Genomic DNA, 15,487 nt, shown 5'->3' with positions numbered 1-15,487 from the left:
CGCGATTGTATATCTATTGCTATATTAAGTAATAATATTAGCGCTGCGTCCGCAGGGCCATCACCCAGATCCCGGCCAGCACCAGCGAGGCGACGGCGTTCCAGCTGGCCATGGACAGGCCGAACATTTCCCATGCGACCTCATCACAGCGGACAAGCGGTGCGGCCATGATCTGGTTCAGCAGATCGTCGGTCGACAGCCCGCCAATGGGCTGCGACGTGCATGTCGTCGGGCCTTCCCACCAGCCACGCTCAACCCCGGTGTGGAACATGCCAACCCCGGCCGTGGCCAACGCTGCCAAAGCGCCCAAACCCGCCAGCCAGCGCCAGCCGAGCACAAGCGCCAGAACGCCAATCGCGATGGCTGCGATATGCGGGTAACGCTGCCAATAGCACAGTTTGCACGGGGCCATTTCGCCCAAATACTGAAAGCCCAAAGCGCCAAGCATCATTGCGGCAGAACCGGCAGCGGCCAGAAGGGTATAGGTGCGAAAGGTCATAGGAATTTCACCAGATAGAAGCCGCCGACCAATATGACGACGAACAATGTCAGAACCAGCCCAAGGCGTTTTTCGATGAAGTCGCGGACCGGTGCGCCAAATTGGCGGAGCAGGGCGGCCACAAGGAAAAAGCGAAGGCTGCGGGCCAGTATAGAGGTCACTATGAAGGTGCCCAAGGGCATGCCCGTCCAGCCTGACATGATTGTGATGACCTTGTAGGGGAAGGGCGTGATCCCGGCGGTCAGCACGGCCCAGAAGCCCAGATCGTTGAACTTGGTGTTGAAAGCGGCCATCGCATCGCCCTTGCCAAGCGCGGCTAGGATCGGCTCGCCGATGCTGTCATAGAACAGCGCGCCGATGGCATAGCCCAGCATCCCCCCGATGACCGACGCGGCAGTCGCCACCAGCGCAATCAGCCAGGCGCGGCGCGGATTGGCCAAGATCATCGGGATCATCAGCACGTCAGGCGGAATCGGAAAGACCGAGCTTTCGACAAAGGCAACAATCGCCAGCACCCATAGCGCCTGCGGATGATCGGCCAAGGCCATGGTGCGGTCGTAAAGGCGTTTGAGCATCGCCAGCTCCTGACTTGTTCAACCGTCACTCACCACGAAGGGGGCGCGGGGTCAAGTTGTGAGCCGCCTTGTGTTTTTACTCTGGACGAAGCAAATCGGGTTGGCTAAACCCAGCTTCGTGCCCAAGTGGCGGAATGGTAGACGCAGGGGATTCAAAATCCCCCGCTGGTAACAGCGTGCGAGTTCGAGTCTCGCCTTGGGCACCACTTCGCGTCAAATCAGAGATCAGACGGAGCGCTTTCGGCAGCGAATGTTTCGTTGTGCGATGTGATGCCGTTTGATCGGGTTTTCAGGGTCAATGCCCCGGTTCAAATCAGATCGTCTGCGTTGAATTTGAATGGGCGGATTGCTAGGCATCGGCAGTCCGGGCAGGGGCGTGCGGCGGCGGAGACCCCATCGTTTTGCCAAATGTGGCGGGTGGCCAAAGCCCGAAATGGGCGATTCGCGGCTGCAAGCACCGGTATCTTAAGAAATAATGTCCAATCCAAAGGAAGTGTTCGGATTGATGCGTCTTCCTGAACAGAGTGCCACATTTTTGCCGTAACTGCGCCCAGAGTTCTGGGCATAAATGAGGCGGAGTTTTACTGTTTTCAAATTGGCAACAAAGTTCGGCGAATATGTGTCGAAGATGCCTGTTATCCCCCATATGTGGCGTGTGTCCGTTTGCATTGTCGCATCTTGTGGAAACGGTATGCAATTTTAGGTTGCAATACGCAGGCCGAATCTGACCGGAATGTGGCGTAAGGTGCCTTTTTTCCGCCATTTTCTGCTTTGTGCCGGGGGCCGCTCAACGTAATAGTTTCAGCAAGCCCAACTGGGGGGTGACACTGCTGGCCACGGGGGCGGCCACTGAACTGCCTAAGCATCAGGGATGGTGCGTAAGACGTTCGAAACGCATGCGTTTTGGCGGACGAAGAAGATTTGCCTTCTGGTCCCTCGCATGTGCTCTCGTTGTCGGTGTCATCCCGGATTTGGCGGTCAAGTAATTTGGTTCGTCGGCGCGCGGCGCCGCATGTCGCAACAGCGGCATCGGGGATGCCCCCCGACAGGATAGTTAAAGAGGGTCGAAAGATGGCTGATAAGGTTTTGAACTGGGGCGAACTGGGCGCCTACGGCACCACCCTGGCAGACACGGCAGCAGACGCAGTGACCGCAACCGTCGATACCGATGGTGTCGCCGTTGACATCACCTTCACTGGTCAGACGCCCACGGCTGCAGCAGCAACCTCGGACACCACCGGCTATGTCTCGGCAGGTGAGCCCTTCGATCCCAATTCGCACCTGAAGCTGAGCGCGGCCAATTCGCCAGCGGGCCTGTCGGACACCTCGACCACGGTTCTGGATTTCCGCTCGACCGACACCTCGCTCTATTCCGACAACGTGCAGAACGTTTGCTTCCGCCTGTCGGACGTGGACACCGGCACCGGCTCGGCTGGCGATGAGTTCCAGACCGGCGTTAGCTTTCAGGACGTTGTTAGCATTCGTGCCTATGACGCAGACGGCAACGAAGTGCCGGTTGAACTGACGGCTGGTTCGTCGGTCACCACCTCGGGCGATACCGTCTCGGGCGGCTCCACCACCGATTTCGACGATGCCGAAAGCTCGGTTCTGGTGGTTGTGCCCGGCCCGGTCAGCAAGATCGAGATCGACTACAACAACGGCGGCGACGCCAATCAGGCGATGCTGGTCAGCAACGTGCAGTTCAGCACGATGGCGTGGCACGAAGACGATGAAAACTGCCCGCCGGTGGCCGTGGACGACAGCGCCCGCACTGAGCTGGAAACCACGATCAACGTTGACGTTCTGGCCAATGACTATGACCCGGACGGCGACGATATTTTCCTTGTAGACGCCATGGCCGACAACGGCACCGTGGTCGTCAACGGCGACGGCACGATCGATTACACGCCGAACGACGGCTATATCGGCAAGGACAACATCACTTACACCATCCGCGACGAACACGGCGCAACCGCGACCGGCGAAGTGGAAGTGACCGTTGAAACCGTTGGCAACAGCGCACCTGACGCCAATGACGACAGCGCCTCGACCGCGCCCAGCACCTCGGTTGTGATCCCGGTTCTGGCGAATGACACCGATGCCGACAATGACACGCTGACCATCGTCGAAGCCCCGGATTCGGCCCACGGCTGGACCGAGTTTGGCAACAATGGCGAACTGATCTACACCCCGGATGACGGTTTCACCGGCACCGATACCTTCACCTACGAAGTGACCGACGGCAACGGTGGCTATGACACCGCGACTGTGACGGTGACCGTGGGCAATGGCGGCGGCGTGAACATCGCGCCGGTTGCGGGCGACGACAATGCCTCGACCACGATCAACGACGGCATCGTTCTGAGCAACCTGCTGGCCAACGACACCGACGCCAATGGCGACACGCTGACCATCAAGTCGGTGGATGCGCCTGCCAATGGCACCGCCGTTCTGAACGGCGACGGCACCGTGACCTACACCCCGGCCACGGACTACGTCGGCACCGACACCTTCACCTACACCGTCCAAGACGGGAAGGGCGGCGAGGATACGGCGACTGTCACCGTCAATGTCAGCAACAACACCGGCGGCAACAATGCCCCGGATGCGGTGAACGACACGATCTCGACCGGCACCGGCGAGGCCGTGACCATTCCGGTTCTGGGCAATGACTCGGACCCCGACAATGACGCGCTGAGCATCACCGAAGTCAGCGACGCCAGCCATGGCAACGCCGTGATTTCGGGCAACACCGTGGTCTATACCCCGGTTGCTGGCTACGAAGGGCCGGACAGCTTTACCTACACCATCACCGATGGCAAAGGCGGCTTTGACACGGCAACGGTCACCGTCAATGTCGGCGACAACACCGGCGGCAATGTCGCACCGGTTGCTGGCAACGACACAGGCTCGACGCTGGAAGATACGGCGCTTACGCTGACCAACCTGCTGGCCAACGACACCGACGCCAATGGCGACACCCTGACGATCAAGTCGGTGGATGCGCCGCTGAACGGCACGGCTGTTCTGAATGGCGACGGCACCGTGACCTACACGCCGAACCTTGGCTATCTGGGCAACGATGTCTTCACCTACACCGTCCAGGACGGAAACGGCGGCGAAGACACCGCGACTGTGACCATCAACGTGGGCAATGCTGGCGGCAACAACGCTCCGGTAGCCGGTGATGACACCGTGTCGGGCAATGAAGACGCCGATGACATCACGTTCAACCCGCTGGCCAACGACACCGACCCGGATGGCGACACGCTGCGTGTTCAGTCGGTGACCCAGCCGGCCAACGGCACCGCGCAGGTGAATGCCGATGGCACCGTGTCCTACACGCCGAACCCGAACTTCTTCGGCACCGATACCTTCACCTACAAGGTGACTGACGGCAAAGGCGGCGAAGACACTGGCACGGTTACAGTCAATGTGGCCGGTGTGAACGACGACCCGGAGGCGGACAACGACGCCGACACCACGCCGATCAACACGGCGATCACCGTCAACGTTCTGGCGAACGACGATGATGTGGATGGCGACACGCTGACCGTTGCTTCGGTTGGCACCGCCAACAACGGCACGGTCGTCAACAACAATGACGGCACGGTCACCTATACGCCGAACAACAACTACACCGGAACGGACACGTTCACCTACACCGTGTCTGACGGCAACGGCGGCACCGATACCGCAACCGTGACCATCAACGTGGGCACGCCTGCCCGTGACGGGATCATCGAAGGCACCAATGGCGATGACGTGATCGACGAGAACTATCTTGGCGATCCCGACACCCCGCCGGACCGCGTTGACAACAACGACGCGATCCTGCCGGGCACCACGGGTGACGACGACAGCATTCGTGGTGGCGACGGCGATGACACCATCACCGCAGGCGAAGGCAGCGACACCGTTGACGGCGGCGACGACAATGACGTGATCGACACCGGCGGCTCGAACCCGCGGATCGACACCGATGTCTTCCCGGTTCCGGCAGGCCAGCAGAACCTTGATCCGCTGAACGGCAATGACGAAGATCCAGATCCCTCGGACGATCTGGACAGCGTTGACGGCGGCGCGGGCAATGACATCATCCGCACCGGCGATGACGATGACACCATCAACGGTGGCACCGGCAATGACACCATCGAAGCAGGCATCGACGATGACCTTGTGGATGGCGGCGATGGCGATGACAGCATCACCGACGTTCAGGGCTCGGACACGATCAATGGCGGTCAGGGCAATGACACGATCATTGCGGGCATCGACACCTTCTCGGACTATGCGGGTGACGATCCGAACCTGCCGATCCTGGGCTTCACCAGCGATCCGAACAAAGACGATGGTCGCGATCTGGTTGATGGCGGTGCTGGCAATGACAGCATCCAGACCGGCGACGATGCCGACACCATTCTGGGCGGTACCGGCAACGACACCATCGACGCGGGCATCGACGATGACCTTGTTGATGGCGGCGAAGGTGGGGACTCGATCCTGGGTGGCCACGGCGCTGATACGCTGGATGGCGGCGACGGCAACGACTATATCGACGGCTCGGCCCCGGCTGCGCTGGCGATCCTTGATGCGACCGATCCGCTGACCAACAATGACCGCGACTCGATCATTGGCGGGGCAGGCGACGATACGCTGATTGGCGGCGATGACGATGACACCCTGATCGGTGGCACCGGCGACGATAGCCTGAACGGCGGCATCGACGAAGACGTGCTGGACGGCGGTGATGGCGATGACACGCTGATCGGTGGCGACGGTGCTGACACGATCTCGGGCGGGGATGGCCGCGATGCGATTGTCGGCGCGACCGCTGGCGACGTGGTTGATGGTGGCGATGGCCCGGCAGGTCTGGGTGCAGATGGTCGTCCGCTGGATTACGACACGCTGGATCTGCGTGGCTCGGCTCCGACCGGCGGCAGCCTGCGCGTGGTTTACACCTCGCAAGACCGCGAAGACGGTTATGTCGAATTCTTCGACGACACCCGCACCGACGGGTCGGCACCGATCTCGACCATGACTTTCGAAGAGATCGAAAACGTCATTCCCTGCTTTACGCCGGGCACGATGATCGCAACGCCGATGGGCGAACGTAAGGTCGAAGACCTTCAGCCCGGTGACCGCGTGATCACCCGTGACAATGGCATCCAGACGCTGGCTTGGGTTGGCCGCAAGGATCTGGGCGCTGACGATCTGGCGCGCAATCCGCACCTGCGCCCCATCCTGATCCGCAAGGGCGCACTGGGCAACGGTCTGCCGGAAACCGATCTGCTGGTTTCGCCGAACCACCGCGTTCTGGTCAGCAACGACAAGACAGCGCTCTACTTCGAAGAGCGTGAAGTTCTGGTCGCGGCCAAGCACCTGACCGGTCTGGACGGTGTGAGCGAAGTAGATGCCGATGGTGTGGGCTACATCCACGTGATGTTCGACCGTCACGAGGTCATCCTGTCGAACGGTGCCTGGACCGAAAGCTTCCAGCCGGGCGACTACAGCCTGAAGGGCATTGGCAACGCGCAGCGCAACGAAATTCTGGAGCTTTTCCCGGAGCTTGCGACGGAAGAAGGTCTGGAAACCTATCAGTCAGCACGCCGGTCGCTGAAGCGCCACGAAGCGCTGCTTTTGGTGGGCTGATAAAAGACTGCAGCATGCCTTTCCCGGCGGTGGGGACCAAAGGGGAAAGGCCGGAAAGCGGGATGGTTTGGCCATCCCGCTTTTCAATTTTGTGGCATCAGATATTTGGTCCGGTATTCGCAACAATGCCGGGTCTTGCGCTATGACTGTTCGAAGAGTCGCCGTTTTTCCGCCGCATTTTTTCGTTCAAATTTTTCAGGCCTCAGACCAGCGTTTCGCGTGGTATTTCGGGCAAGTCTATGAATATCCAAAGATAATTTTCGTGACGTTAGTCGGGTAAGGTGTAATCCGTCCGCACCTTTCGAATCGAATAAACAATTGTGAAAGCAAGAATCGCCCAAAATCATCGCTGGAAATGCTCAATTTCGCCAAAAAAATCCGTCATTTAAACGTGAACGGACGGGCAGTCCTCTGGTTTGGAAAACGTAGTATTGTTTCTGGGTGATGCAGATAAAACAGGCATGCGCAGCGATGCGCGGCGCGGCGCGGTCCATAGCGGGGCTTGGGTCGCGTAATGGCTACGTTTACCGTCACAACCTCAAACTGGAATGATGCCGCCTTCTGGTCTGCGATCGACATCAGCTCGGGCACGCACACCATCGACTTCTCGGCGCTGCCATCCACCTACAACGTCAATGTGACCACCCAGACGGGTGAAATTGCGATCAACTTTGGTGGCACTTGGTTCATCATCGGAGATTCTACCTTTGGCGGTGCGCCGAATGCCACGATGGCCGGCACCTCGCTGCTGTCGAATGTGCATGGCTGGATCGCCGGTGATGGCGGTTCCAATATTCAGTTCGGCACCGGCAACAACACTGTCATTGGCGGCGATGGCAACGATACGATCGACGATATCAACGGGTCCAACCTGAACGGGGCGAACCTGCTGTACGGCGGCGGGGGCGGCGACCTGATCTATTCCGGCGAAGGGTCGGATACGATCTATGGCGGCACCGGCAATGACTGGATGTTCGGCGAACAGGACGCGGATCTGTTCGTGTTTGAATCCGACTTTGGCACCGATGTCGCGGACGGTCAGAACACCGTTGCGATCGGCACCAATTACGACGTCATGGATTTTTCCGCCGTTGATGACGGGATTGATGTTGTCATGTCGTCGAATGACGATGGCACGGTCACCAGCGGGGCCAATTCGGTCAGTTACACCGATATCGAAGAAATCATCGGCACGGCGAATTCCGACAATTTCACCGGAACGGCCGGCAATGACCTTGTCGCCAAGGGCGGGGCCGAGGCGGATCATTTCGATATGGGTGGCGGCAACGACACCTATTACCTTGGCGCAGGCGATGGGGCCCGTGATGTTGTCTATTTCGACGACAATGACGGCAATGACACGATCTATGACTTCGAAGGCCCAACCGATCTGGGCGGCGGGCATTGGGTGCCGGGCGATGTGCTGGATGTGTCCGATCTGCTCAATGGTGTCGGCGCCAAGGTCACCGTTGCCGATGTGTCGGTATCGGCGGATGGGTCGGGCAATGCGGTTCTGAATTTTGGGGCCGATGGGTCGATCACGCTCGATGGGGTCAGCGCGGCATCGCTGTCGACAGATGCGGCGCTTCTGGCGATTGGCATTCCCGATACGGGCGCGGGGGTCACCTCGGGGGATGATGGCGCGAATTTCATTCAGACCGGGGCGGGTGACGATATCATCATCGGCTACGGTGCGGATGACACGCTGCGGGGTAAGCTTGGCGCTGACACCATCATGGGCGGTGACGGCAATGACACGCTCACCGGCGAAGATGGGAACAACAACACCGCCGATGGGGCCGATGTCATTTCGGGCGGGGCGGGCGATGACGAAATCGCCGGGGATCGCGGCGATGATTTCCTTTACGGCGACGATGGCAATGACCGGTTCGAAGGCAGCGACGGGGCCGATTGGATCGATGGCGGGCGCGGCGACGATTACATCATCGGCTTTGATGTGGCAGGCCTTGCCGCCGCCGCTGCGGGTTGGAATTCGAACCCGCCGGTCAATGCCGATGACGGGTCCAGCGATACGCTGATCGGCGGTCAGGGAAACGATATGCTGATCGGCGGCTCGGAGGCGGATTCGCTTTCGGGTGGGGACGATCAGGATAGCCTTTATGCCGGCGGCGGGAATGACACGCTGCAAGGTGGGGCGGGCAATGACTCGCTCTTTGGGCAGGCAGGCAATGACCTGCTGTACGGCGGCTTTGGCAATGACTCAGTCTCGGGCGGGGATGGCGATGACACCATTGCCGTGTCGGACCAGTTCGGCACCGACACGATTGATGGCGGATCTGCCGGTCAAACCAATGGCGACACGCTGGACCTGTCCGGGGTCACGTCGGACCTGACGGTTGATCTTAGCAATGCCAACGCCGAGACGGGCACATTCAGCGACGGCACCGACACCGCCAGCTTCACCGAGATTGAGACGATCACTCTGGGCGGCGGCCGCGATACTGTGGTGCTGGCCGATGGGTCTGGCAATGACACGGTCACCGGCTTCAACCTCACCGATAGCGGCGATGGCACAACGGAGGATCGGCTGGATGTCACTGGCCTGACATCGGATGGCGGGACAACGCCGGTCACCACCGCCGATGTGACGGTTGCTGCCGATGGCAATGGCGATGCGGTCCTGACCTTTACGGGCGGCGAAAGCATCACGCTGGTTGGCGTGGCACCCGCGCAGGTTGGATATTCTGAGCTTGTCGCCATGGGCATTCCCGGTGCGACCTCTGACTTGATTGTTGACGGCACAGCGAATGACGATGTCATTGACGCGGCCTATGTCGACCTGCGTGATGGCGACCGGATTGACGCCAACGATGGCGCGGGCGGTAGCGATGCCGACCGCGTTATGGCGGGGCTTGGCAATGACTCGGTCGTGGCGGGCGCGGCGAATGACACGGTGCTGGGCCAAGACGGTGCGGATACCATCGATGGCGGCGCGGGCAATGACGTCATCATCGGTGGCGAAGGCAACGATAGCCTAAGCGGCGGCATCGGCGACGACACCATCGGCGACAGCTATTCGACCGCTACGTTTGCGGTGTTGCCAGATCAATTGCACACAGGTGATGTTCTTTACCGGGGACAGGCCTATTACGCCAATGACGGCGAAACGGGCGTTGCGGTTACCTGGGATGGCAATGTCGTCTTTTTCCACGACACCAATTCCGACGGTATCCCGGAATATGACAACTTGTTCGGCGTCGCCGTAACTGGCGTTGACCGGCTGGTGATCCAAGGCGGCGATCTTGTTGCGCTGAATGCGGCGGGCGGAACAGTCATCAATGTCGGCACAACCACGGCGGAATATCTCGGCGTGCAGGATGACGGCAACGTCGTCCTTTATACAGCCTCTGATGTGCCGCTTGCGGCCACCAACACCTGGGGCACGCATGGGGCCAGTGTTGTTCAGATCTCGGGCGATGACACGATCAATGGCGGGGAGGGCGCGGATTATATCAACGCGGGCGATGGCAATGACTCCATCGTGTTCCAGGACAGTTTCGGCAACGATACGGTGGTGGGCGGCGCGGGTACGGATGCGCTTGATTTCAGCGCCGTTACAGCGCCCATCAACGTGGTGTTTTCGGGCGCTCAGACCGGCACCGCGACGGATGGAACCGATACGGTCAGCTTTTCGGGCATCGAACAGGTCATCCTGACCGATGGCAACGACACGCTGAACGGCTTCTTCAACGCCGCCGATAGCACGATCTACGCCAATGACGGCAACGATTCGATCACCACCGGATCGCAGTCCGACGTGGTCTACGGCGGTGACGGCAATGACACGATCCTGTCGGGGCTGGGCAGTGACTCGCTCTATGGTGGGGCGGGGGACGATTCGCTCGATTCGCAGCTTGGGGCCACCGGCTATATGGATGGCGGGTCCGGGTCTGACACGCTGGTGGTGGCCGACGATCACACCAGCGACACGTTTATCGGCGGCGAAGGCGGCACGGATATCGACGTGCTGCAATTCGGCAATTGGGGCGGCACCTCGGGCGCGACAGTCACGGCAACGGGGGATGAGGCCGGGACAATCAGCTTTGGCACGACCTCGGGCACCTATAGCCAGATCGAGGCGATGACCCTGACCGCCTATGCCGACACGCTGAACCTGTCGCTGGACGGGTCAGGCCTGTCGATCGACCTTGGCGCGGATGGCGATCAGGCGACGCTCGGGTCGGGCAATGATACGGTCGATGGCGGCGCGGGCGATGATACGATCAATGGCGGCGCGGGCGACGATAGCCTTTTGGCCGGGACAGGCGGAACCCATGACTACCTAGAGGGCGGGCTTGGCGCCGATACGATTGTTGGCACCGGCAGCAACTGGGCGATTGCGCTTTACGGCTCGTCCACTGCGGGCGTGGATATCGACCTGTCGGATGTCTTGGCCGAAAGCGGCGGCGATGCGCAGGGCGATGTTCTGACCGATATCGACCAGATCGATGCATCGAATTTCAACGATACGATCACCACAACCGCCGGAACCATTATCCTTGGCTTTGACGGCGACGACAGCATCACCATCGCCGCAGGCGGGGCCACCATATCGGGGATGGATGGCAATGATACGCTGGTCGGATCGGACGCGGCGGACAATCTAAGCGGCGGAAATGACAACGACATTCTGGCCGGCGGCGGCGGGGCCGATACGCTGGAAGGTGGCGGCGGGGATGATACGTTCTACATCACCAATGTCTTTGGCAATGACACGATCACCGGCGGTGAAACCGGCGAAACCAACGGTGACCTGCTGGACCTGAGCGGGCTGACCACCGACGCCGTCGTCACATGGTCCGGCCCCGAGGCGGGGACGGTCGTATCGGGCGGCGACACGATCACCTTTAGCCAGATCGAAAAGATCACCGACGGGACGGGGAATGACACGCTTGATGCCAGCGCGGCGGGCGGGTCGGTCACCATTCTGGCCACGGCAGGCGGCGACGACCTTCTGCGCGGTTCGGCGGCGGGCGATAGCCTGAATGCTAGCGATGGCACCGACACGGTCTTTGGCAATGACGGCAATGACAGCATCGACGGCGGCGGCGGCAATGACTCGCTGGTGGGCGGTGTTGGCAACGACACGATTGTTGCAGGCTCTGGGGCCGATACGCTGGTGGGCGGCACCGGCAATGACAGCCTGACGGGCGGGGATGACGAAGACACCTTTGTCATCGCGGATGATTTCGGGACGGATACGATTGCCGGCGGCGAAGGCATATCGACCGGCACCGACAGTGACCATATCGACCTGAGCGCGCTGACGGTGGGTGTCACGATTGCCGATGCCGGGGCTGAGGCGGGCACCGTCACCGATGGCGGCGATACGCTTAGCTTTTCGCAGATCGAACGGTTTACGCTCACCAATCAGGCCGACACCGCCGACAGGACCGACAATACCAGCGGCGAAACGGTCAATCTGCTGGCCGGAAATGACACCTATTTCGGCGGCTCTGGCGGCGACACGATTGACGCAGGCGATGACGCCGACCTGATCAATGCCCTTGGCGGTGCCGATAGCGTCATTGGCGGCGCGGGCAACGATAGCCTTTACGGTGGCGATGGCGATGACTCGCTTGAGGGCGGCACCGGCGCGGACCTTCTCAATGGCGGCGCCAATGACGACAGCCTGACGGGCAGCGACGGGGCCGATACGCTAACGGGCGGCGCGGGCAATGACGCGCTGCTTGGCGGCGGCGATGCCGATACGTTCTACCTGTTCGACGGGTTCGGAAATGACACGATCACCGGCGGCGAAACCGGCACCGACCTTGATATCATCGACCTGACCAATCTGACCGGCCCGGTCACAGTCACCTATTCTACGCCCGAATCCGGCACCATCGTCATGGGCACGGACACGGTTTCGTTCAGCGAAATTGAACAGATCCTTTACACGGATTTCAACGACACCGTTGCCGGCGGTGCCAGCACAGGCGCTTTGTCCATCGCGACGGGGCTGGGCGGCGATAGCGTCGTTGCCAGTGATTTGGCCGATAGCATCGACGCGGGCGATGGCAATGACATTATCGACGGTGGCGACGGGGCCGATACGCTTCTGGGCGGTGCGGGCGATGACACGATCAACGCGGGCGAAGAGGCGGTCGGCGCGAATGACGTCATCTACGGCTGGACGGGCAATGACTCGATCATCTCGACCGAGACCTCGGGCAATTCTGCGGACCAAGTCTATGGCGATGCGGGGAACGATTATATTTCGTTCCAAGGCGGCAACGACCTGCTGGATGGCGGGCTTGGCGCAGATACCATTCTGGGCGGCACCGGCAATGACACGATTTACGGTGACGGCGGTGCCGATAGCCTAAGCGGCGGCGATGGCGCGGATTTCCTGTCTGGCGGCGATGTGGACGGCCAGGAACCCGCGCTATCCGTGGCCCTGTCTGCCAGCTTTGACGATGTCGACAACAAATTCACGCTGACCACCGACACCGGCAACCAGCTTGGTACGATCCAGACTGAGGCGACGTTTGACCTTGGATCTGATTTCACCATGTCGTTTGAGGCCTTCTTTGGCGCCAATGACGGCGGGGCCGATGGCATCAATTGGTTTATGCACACCAATGACGCCTATGCCGAAAACGGTGAACTTTACACTGGCGGTCCGTGGCAGGTCGACAATGCGATCAGGATTGAGTTTGACACCCACTATAACGGTCCGGGGTTTGAGGACGGTGTCGCCAATGAAGTCGGCAAAGATCATACGCAGGTCTATGGCCAGTATGACACCGGGGGCGGCGTTGTCACAGCCGCGACCTCGGCTGCGGCGCAGGTCGACAACCTGGAAGATGCGGCATGGCATGATGTGTCGGTCACTTGGAATGCCGCGACCAGCACGCTTAGCTATTCACTGGATAGCGTTACGCTGGAAACGGTGGTCTTTGACGTTGGCGATGCCAATGGCGACGGGTTCAGCGCACAGGATCTGACCGATGTTCTTGGCGGCGGAACGGACGTCTATTTCGGGCTGATGGGCCGCACCGGCGGGGCAAGCAACCTTCAGGAGGTCCGCAACATTCAGCTGACGGCGGTCGAATCCGGCGGCACGAATGACACGCTTGATGGCGGGGCGGGCAATGACACGCTGATCGGGGCCGATGGCAACGATGTTCTGACCGGCGGCACCGGAAATGACTCCCTTGTCGGCGGCGATGGCAATGACGTTCTGACCGGCGGTGCCGATGCCGATATACTGGAAGGCGGGGCCGGCAACGATACGATCACCGCAGGCGAAGACGATGTGGTCAGCGGCGGTGATGGCGACGATGTTGTCAATGTCTCGCGCGATGATGTGGCGGGCGGCACGCTGATCGCGTCGGGCGGCGAGGGCGGCGAAACCGCAGGCGATACGCTGAACATCATCGGCCCGGCGACGATCGATTTCGCCACCGCCGAAAGCGGCACGGTCACATGGCTTGACGGGTCGGTCCTGACCTTCTCGGAGTTTGAGACGGTCGCCTATACCGCCTGTTTTACCGATGGTACCCTGATCAAGACTGCGCGGGGGGATATCCCGGTCGAAGACATTCGCGTGGGCGATATGGTTCTGACGCGTGACAACGGGTTCTGCCCGGTGCGCTGGTCGGGGGGGCGGCATTTCACCTTCCGCGATCTGCGCCAGTCCGAACATCTTTGCCCGATCCGCATTCGTGCAGGCGCGCTTGGTCCGGGGCGGCCGCAGCGCGATATGCTGCTCTCGCCGCAACACCGGGTGATGCTGTCGGGGCCAACGGCGATGCTGTGGTTCGGAGAGGCGGAAGTGCTGATCGCTGCCAAGGATCTGGTCAAAGTACCGGGTATTTCGCAGGTCCAGCCGCGCCGCGGTGTCAGCTATCGGCACATCATGTTCGATCAGCACGAAATCGTCGAAAGCGACGGCATCTGGAGCGAGAGCTTTCAGCCCGGCAGCCAGACCGTGGGCGCGCTTGATGATGCGCAACGGTCTGAATTGTTTGAAATTTTCCCCGAGTTGGAACAGCCCGAAGGCTTTGGCCATTTCCCGGCGGCGCGTATGGTGTTGCGGTCGCATCAGGCTCGGGCGTTAGCCAATGAACTTTACGGGCTGCGCAAAGCCTCTTGATCGGCGCGCCAAGCCGCCCATGCCTCGGGTGTGTCGAGATCGGTCAGCGCGTGCTGGCCGGGCAGGGCGATCCGCTGAACCCGGTTGGCATTGGCCTTTAGCACCGACCGCGCGCCCATATCCCCCTGCAATTGCGCGATGGCATCAAAGCAATCGGCCGGAAACACCACCGGATGTCCGGGCGTGCCGTCATTGGCGGTGGCTTGGCAGATCTGCGCGGGCGCATCGGCAAAGGCTTTGGCAATGCGGGCCAGATCGGCGGCGCTCAGATCCGGCATATCGGCGGGCAGGATCATCAGGCCGGTGCATGCGGGTGGCAGAACGCCAACGCCGCGCCGCAAGGATGCGGCCATGCCGTCATCGCGATCCGGCACCGGCACCAAGCGCACCGGTAGATCCCGGCAGGCCAAGGCGCGCGGATGATCGGTGTCGGGCACCGAGACAATCACAAAGGCCGCGACCTGCAAGGCGCGTTCGGCAACGATCCGCAAAATCGGCGTGCCGTCAATGGGTTGCAGCAGCTTGTCAGCCCCGGCCATACGGCGGCCAAACCCAGCGGCGGGAATCAAGATGGCGAGTGTCATGGCGCCAGCATAACGGCTTTGAGGAAAAAACACTGCGACGACCTAAGTTTAACGG

5 protein-coding genes and 1 tRNA gene are annotated in these 15,487 nt (G+C 60.8%); 3 read left to right on the top strand and 3 right to left on the bottom strand.

The window, feature by feature from the left end; translation table 11 throughout:
* Positions 1 to 37: 37 nt before the first annotated feature.
* Positions 38 to 499 (bottom strand): disulfide bond formation protein B, encoded by a 462-nt coding sequence (locus PRI8871_RS10905; protein ID WP_108886260.1) that lies wholly within the window; start codon positions 497 to 499, stop codon positions 38 to 40.
* Positions 496 to 1,074 (bottom strand): YqaA family protein, encoded by a 579-nt coding sequence (locus PRI8871_RS10900; RefSeq protein WP_108886259.1) that lies wholly within the window; start codon positions 1,072 to 1,074, stop codon positions 496 to 498. The genes PRI8871_RS10905 and PRI8871_RS10900 overlap by 4 nt, the downstream gene beginning before the upstream one ends.
* Before the next feature lie 120 nt (positions 1,075 to 1,194).
* Between PRI8871_RS10900 and PRI8871_RS10895 the strand changes: the two genes are divergently transcribed.
* From PRI8871_RS10895 to PRI8871_RS10885, 3 genes are all read left to right on the top strand, one after another.
* Positions 1,195 to 1,280 (top strand) — tRNA-Leu (locus tag PRI8871_RS10895).
* An 865-nt stretch (positions 1,281 to 2,145) separates the two neighbouring features.
* Complete coding sequence (locus tag PRI8871_RS10890; protein ID WP_181389443.1) at positions 2,146 to 6,726, top strand: Ig-like domain-containing protein; 4,581 nt, start codon at positions 2,146 to 2,148, stop codon at positions 6,724 to 6,726.
* Positions 6,727 to 7,240: 514 nt separating this feature from the next.
* Complete coding sequence (locus tag PRI8871_RS10885; protein WP_108886257.1) at positions 7,241 to 14,848, top strand: Hint domain-containing protein; 7,608 nt, start codon at positions 7,241 to 7,243, stop codon at positions 14,846 to 14,848.
* Here PRI8871_RS10885 and PRI8871_RS10880 read toward each other — a convergent pair.
* Complete coding sequence (locus PRI8871_RS10880; protein ID WP_108886502.1) at positions 14,824 to 15,432, bottom strand: nucleotidyltransferase family protein; 609 nt, start codon at positions 15,430 to 15,432, stop codon at positions 14,824 to 14,826. The genes PRI8871_RS10885 and PRI8871_RS10880 overlap by 25 nt on opposite strands.
* Positions 15,433 to 15,487: the final 55 nt, after the last annotated feature.

The organism is Pseudoprimorskyibacter insulae, assembly GCF_900302505.1.
Classification (GTDB): Bacteria; Pseudomonadota; Alphaproteobacteria; order Rhodobacterales; family Rhodobacteraceae; genus Pseudoprimorskyibacter; species Pseudoprimorskyibacter insulae.
This window is presented reverse-complemented; position numbering and strand designations above follow the sequence as displayed.

Bases quoted from the DNA above. Each gene is read 5' to 3' on its own strand.
- PRI8871_RS10890 (WP_181389443.1), top strand. From the start codon at position 2,146: ATGGCTGATAAGGTTTTGAACTGGGGCGAACTGGGCGCCTACGGCACC.
- PRI8871_RS10880 (WP_108886502.1), bottom strand. From the start codon at position 15,432: ATGACACTCGCCATCTTGATTCCCGCCGCTGGGTTTGGCCGCCGTATG.
- PRI8871_RS10900 (WP_108886259.1), bottom strand. From the start codon at position 1,074: ATGCTCAAACGCCTTTACGACCGCACCATGGCCTTGGCCGATCATCCG.
- PRI8871_RS10905 (WP_108886260.1), bottom strand. From the start codon at position 499: ATGACCTTTCGCACCTATACCCTTCTGGCCGCTGCCGGTTCTGCCGCA.
- PRI8871_RS10885 (WP_108886257.1), top strand. From the start codon at position 7,241: ATGGCTACGTTTACCGTCACAACCTCAAACTGGAATGATGCCGCCTTC.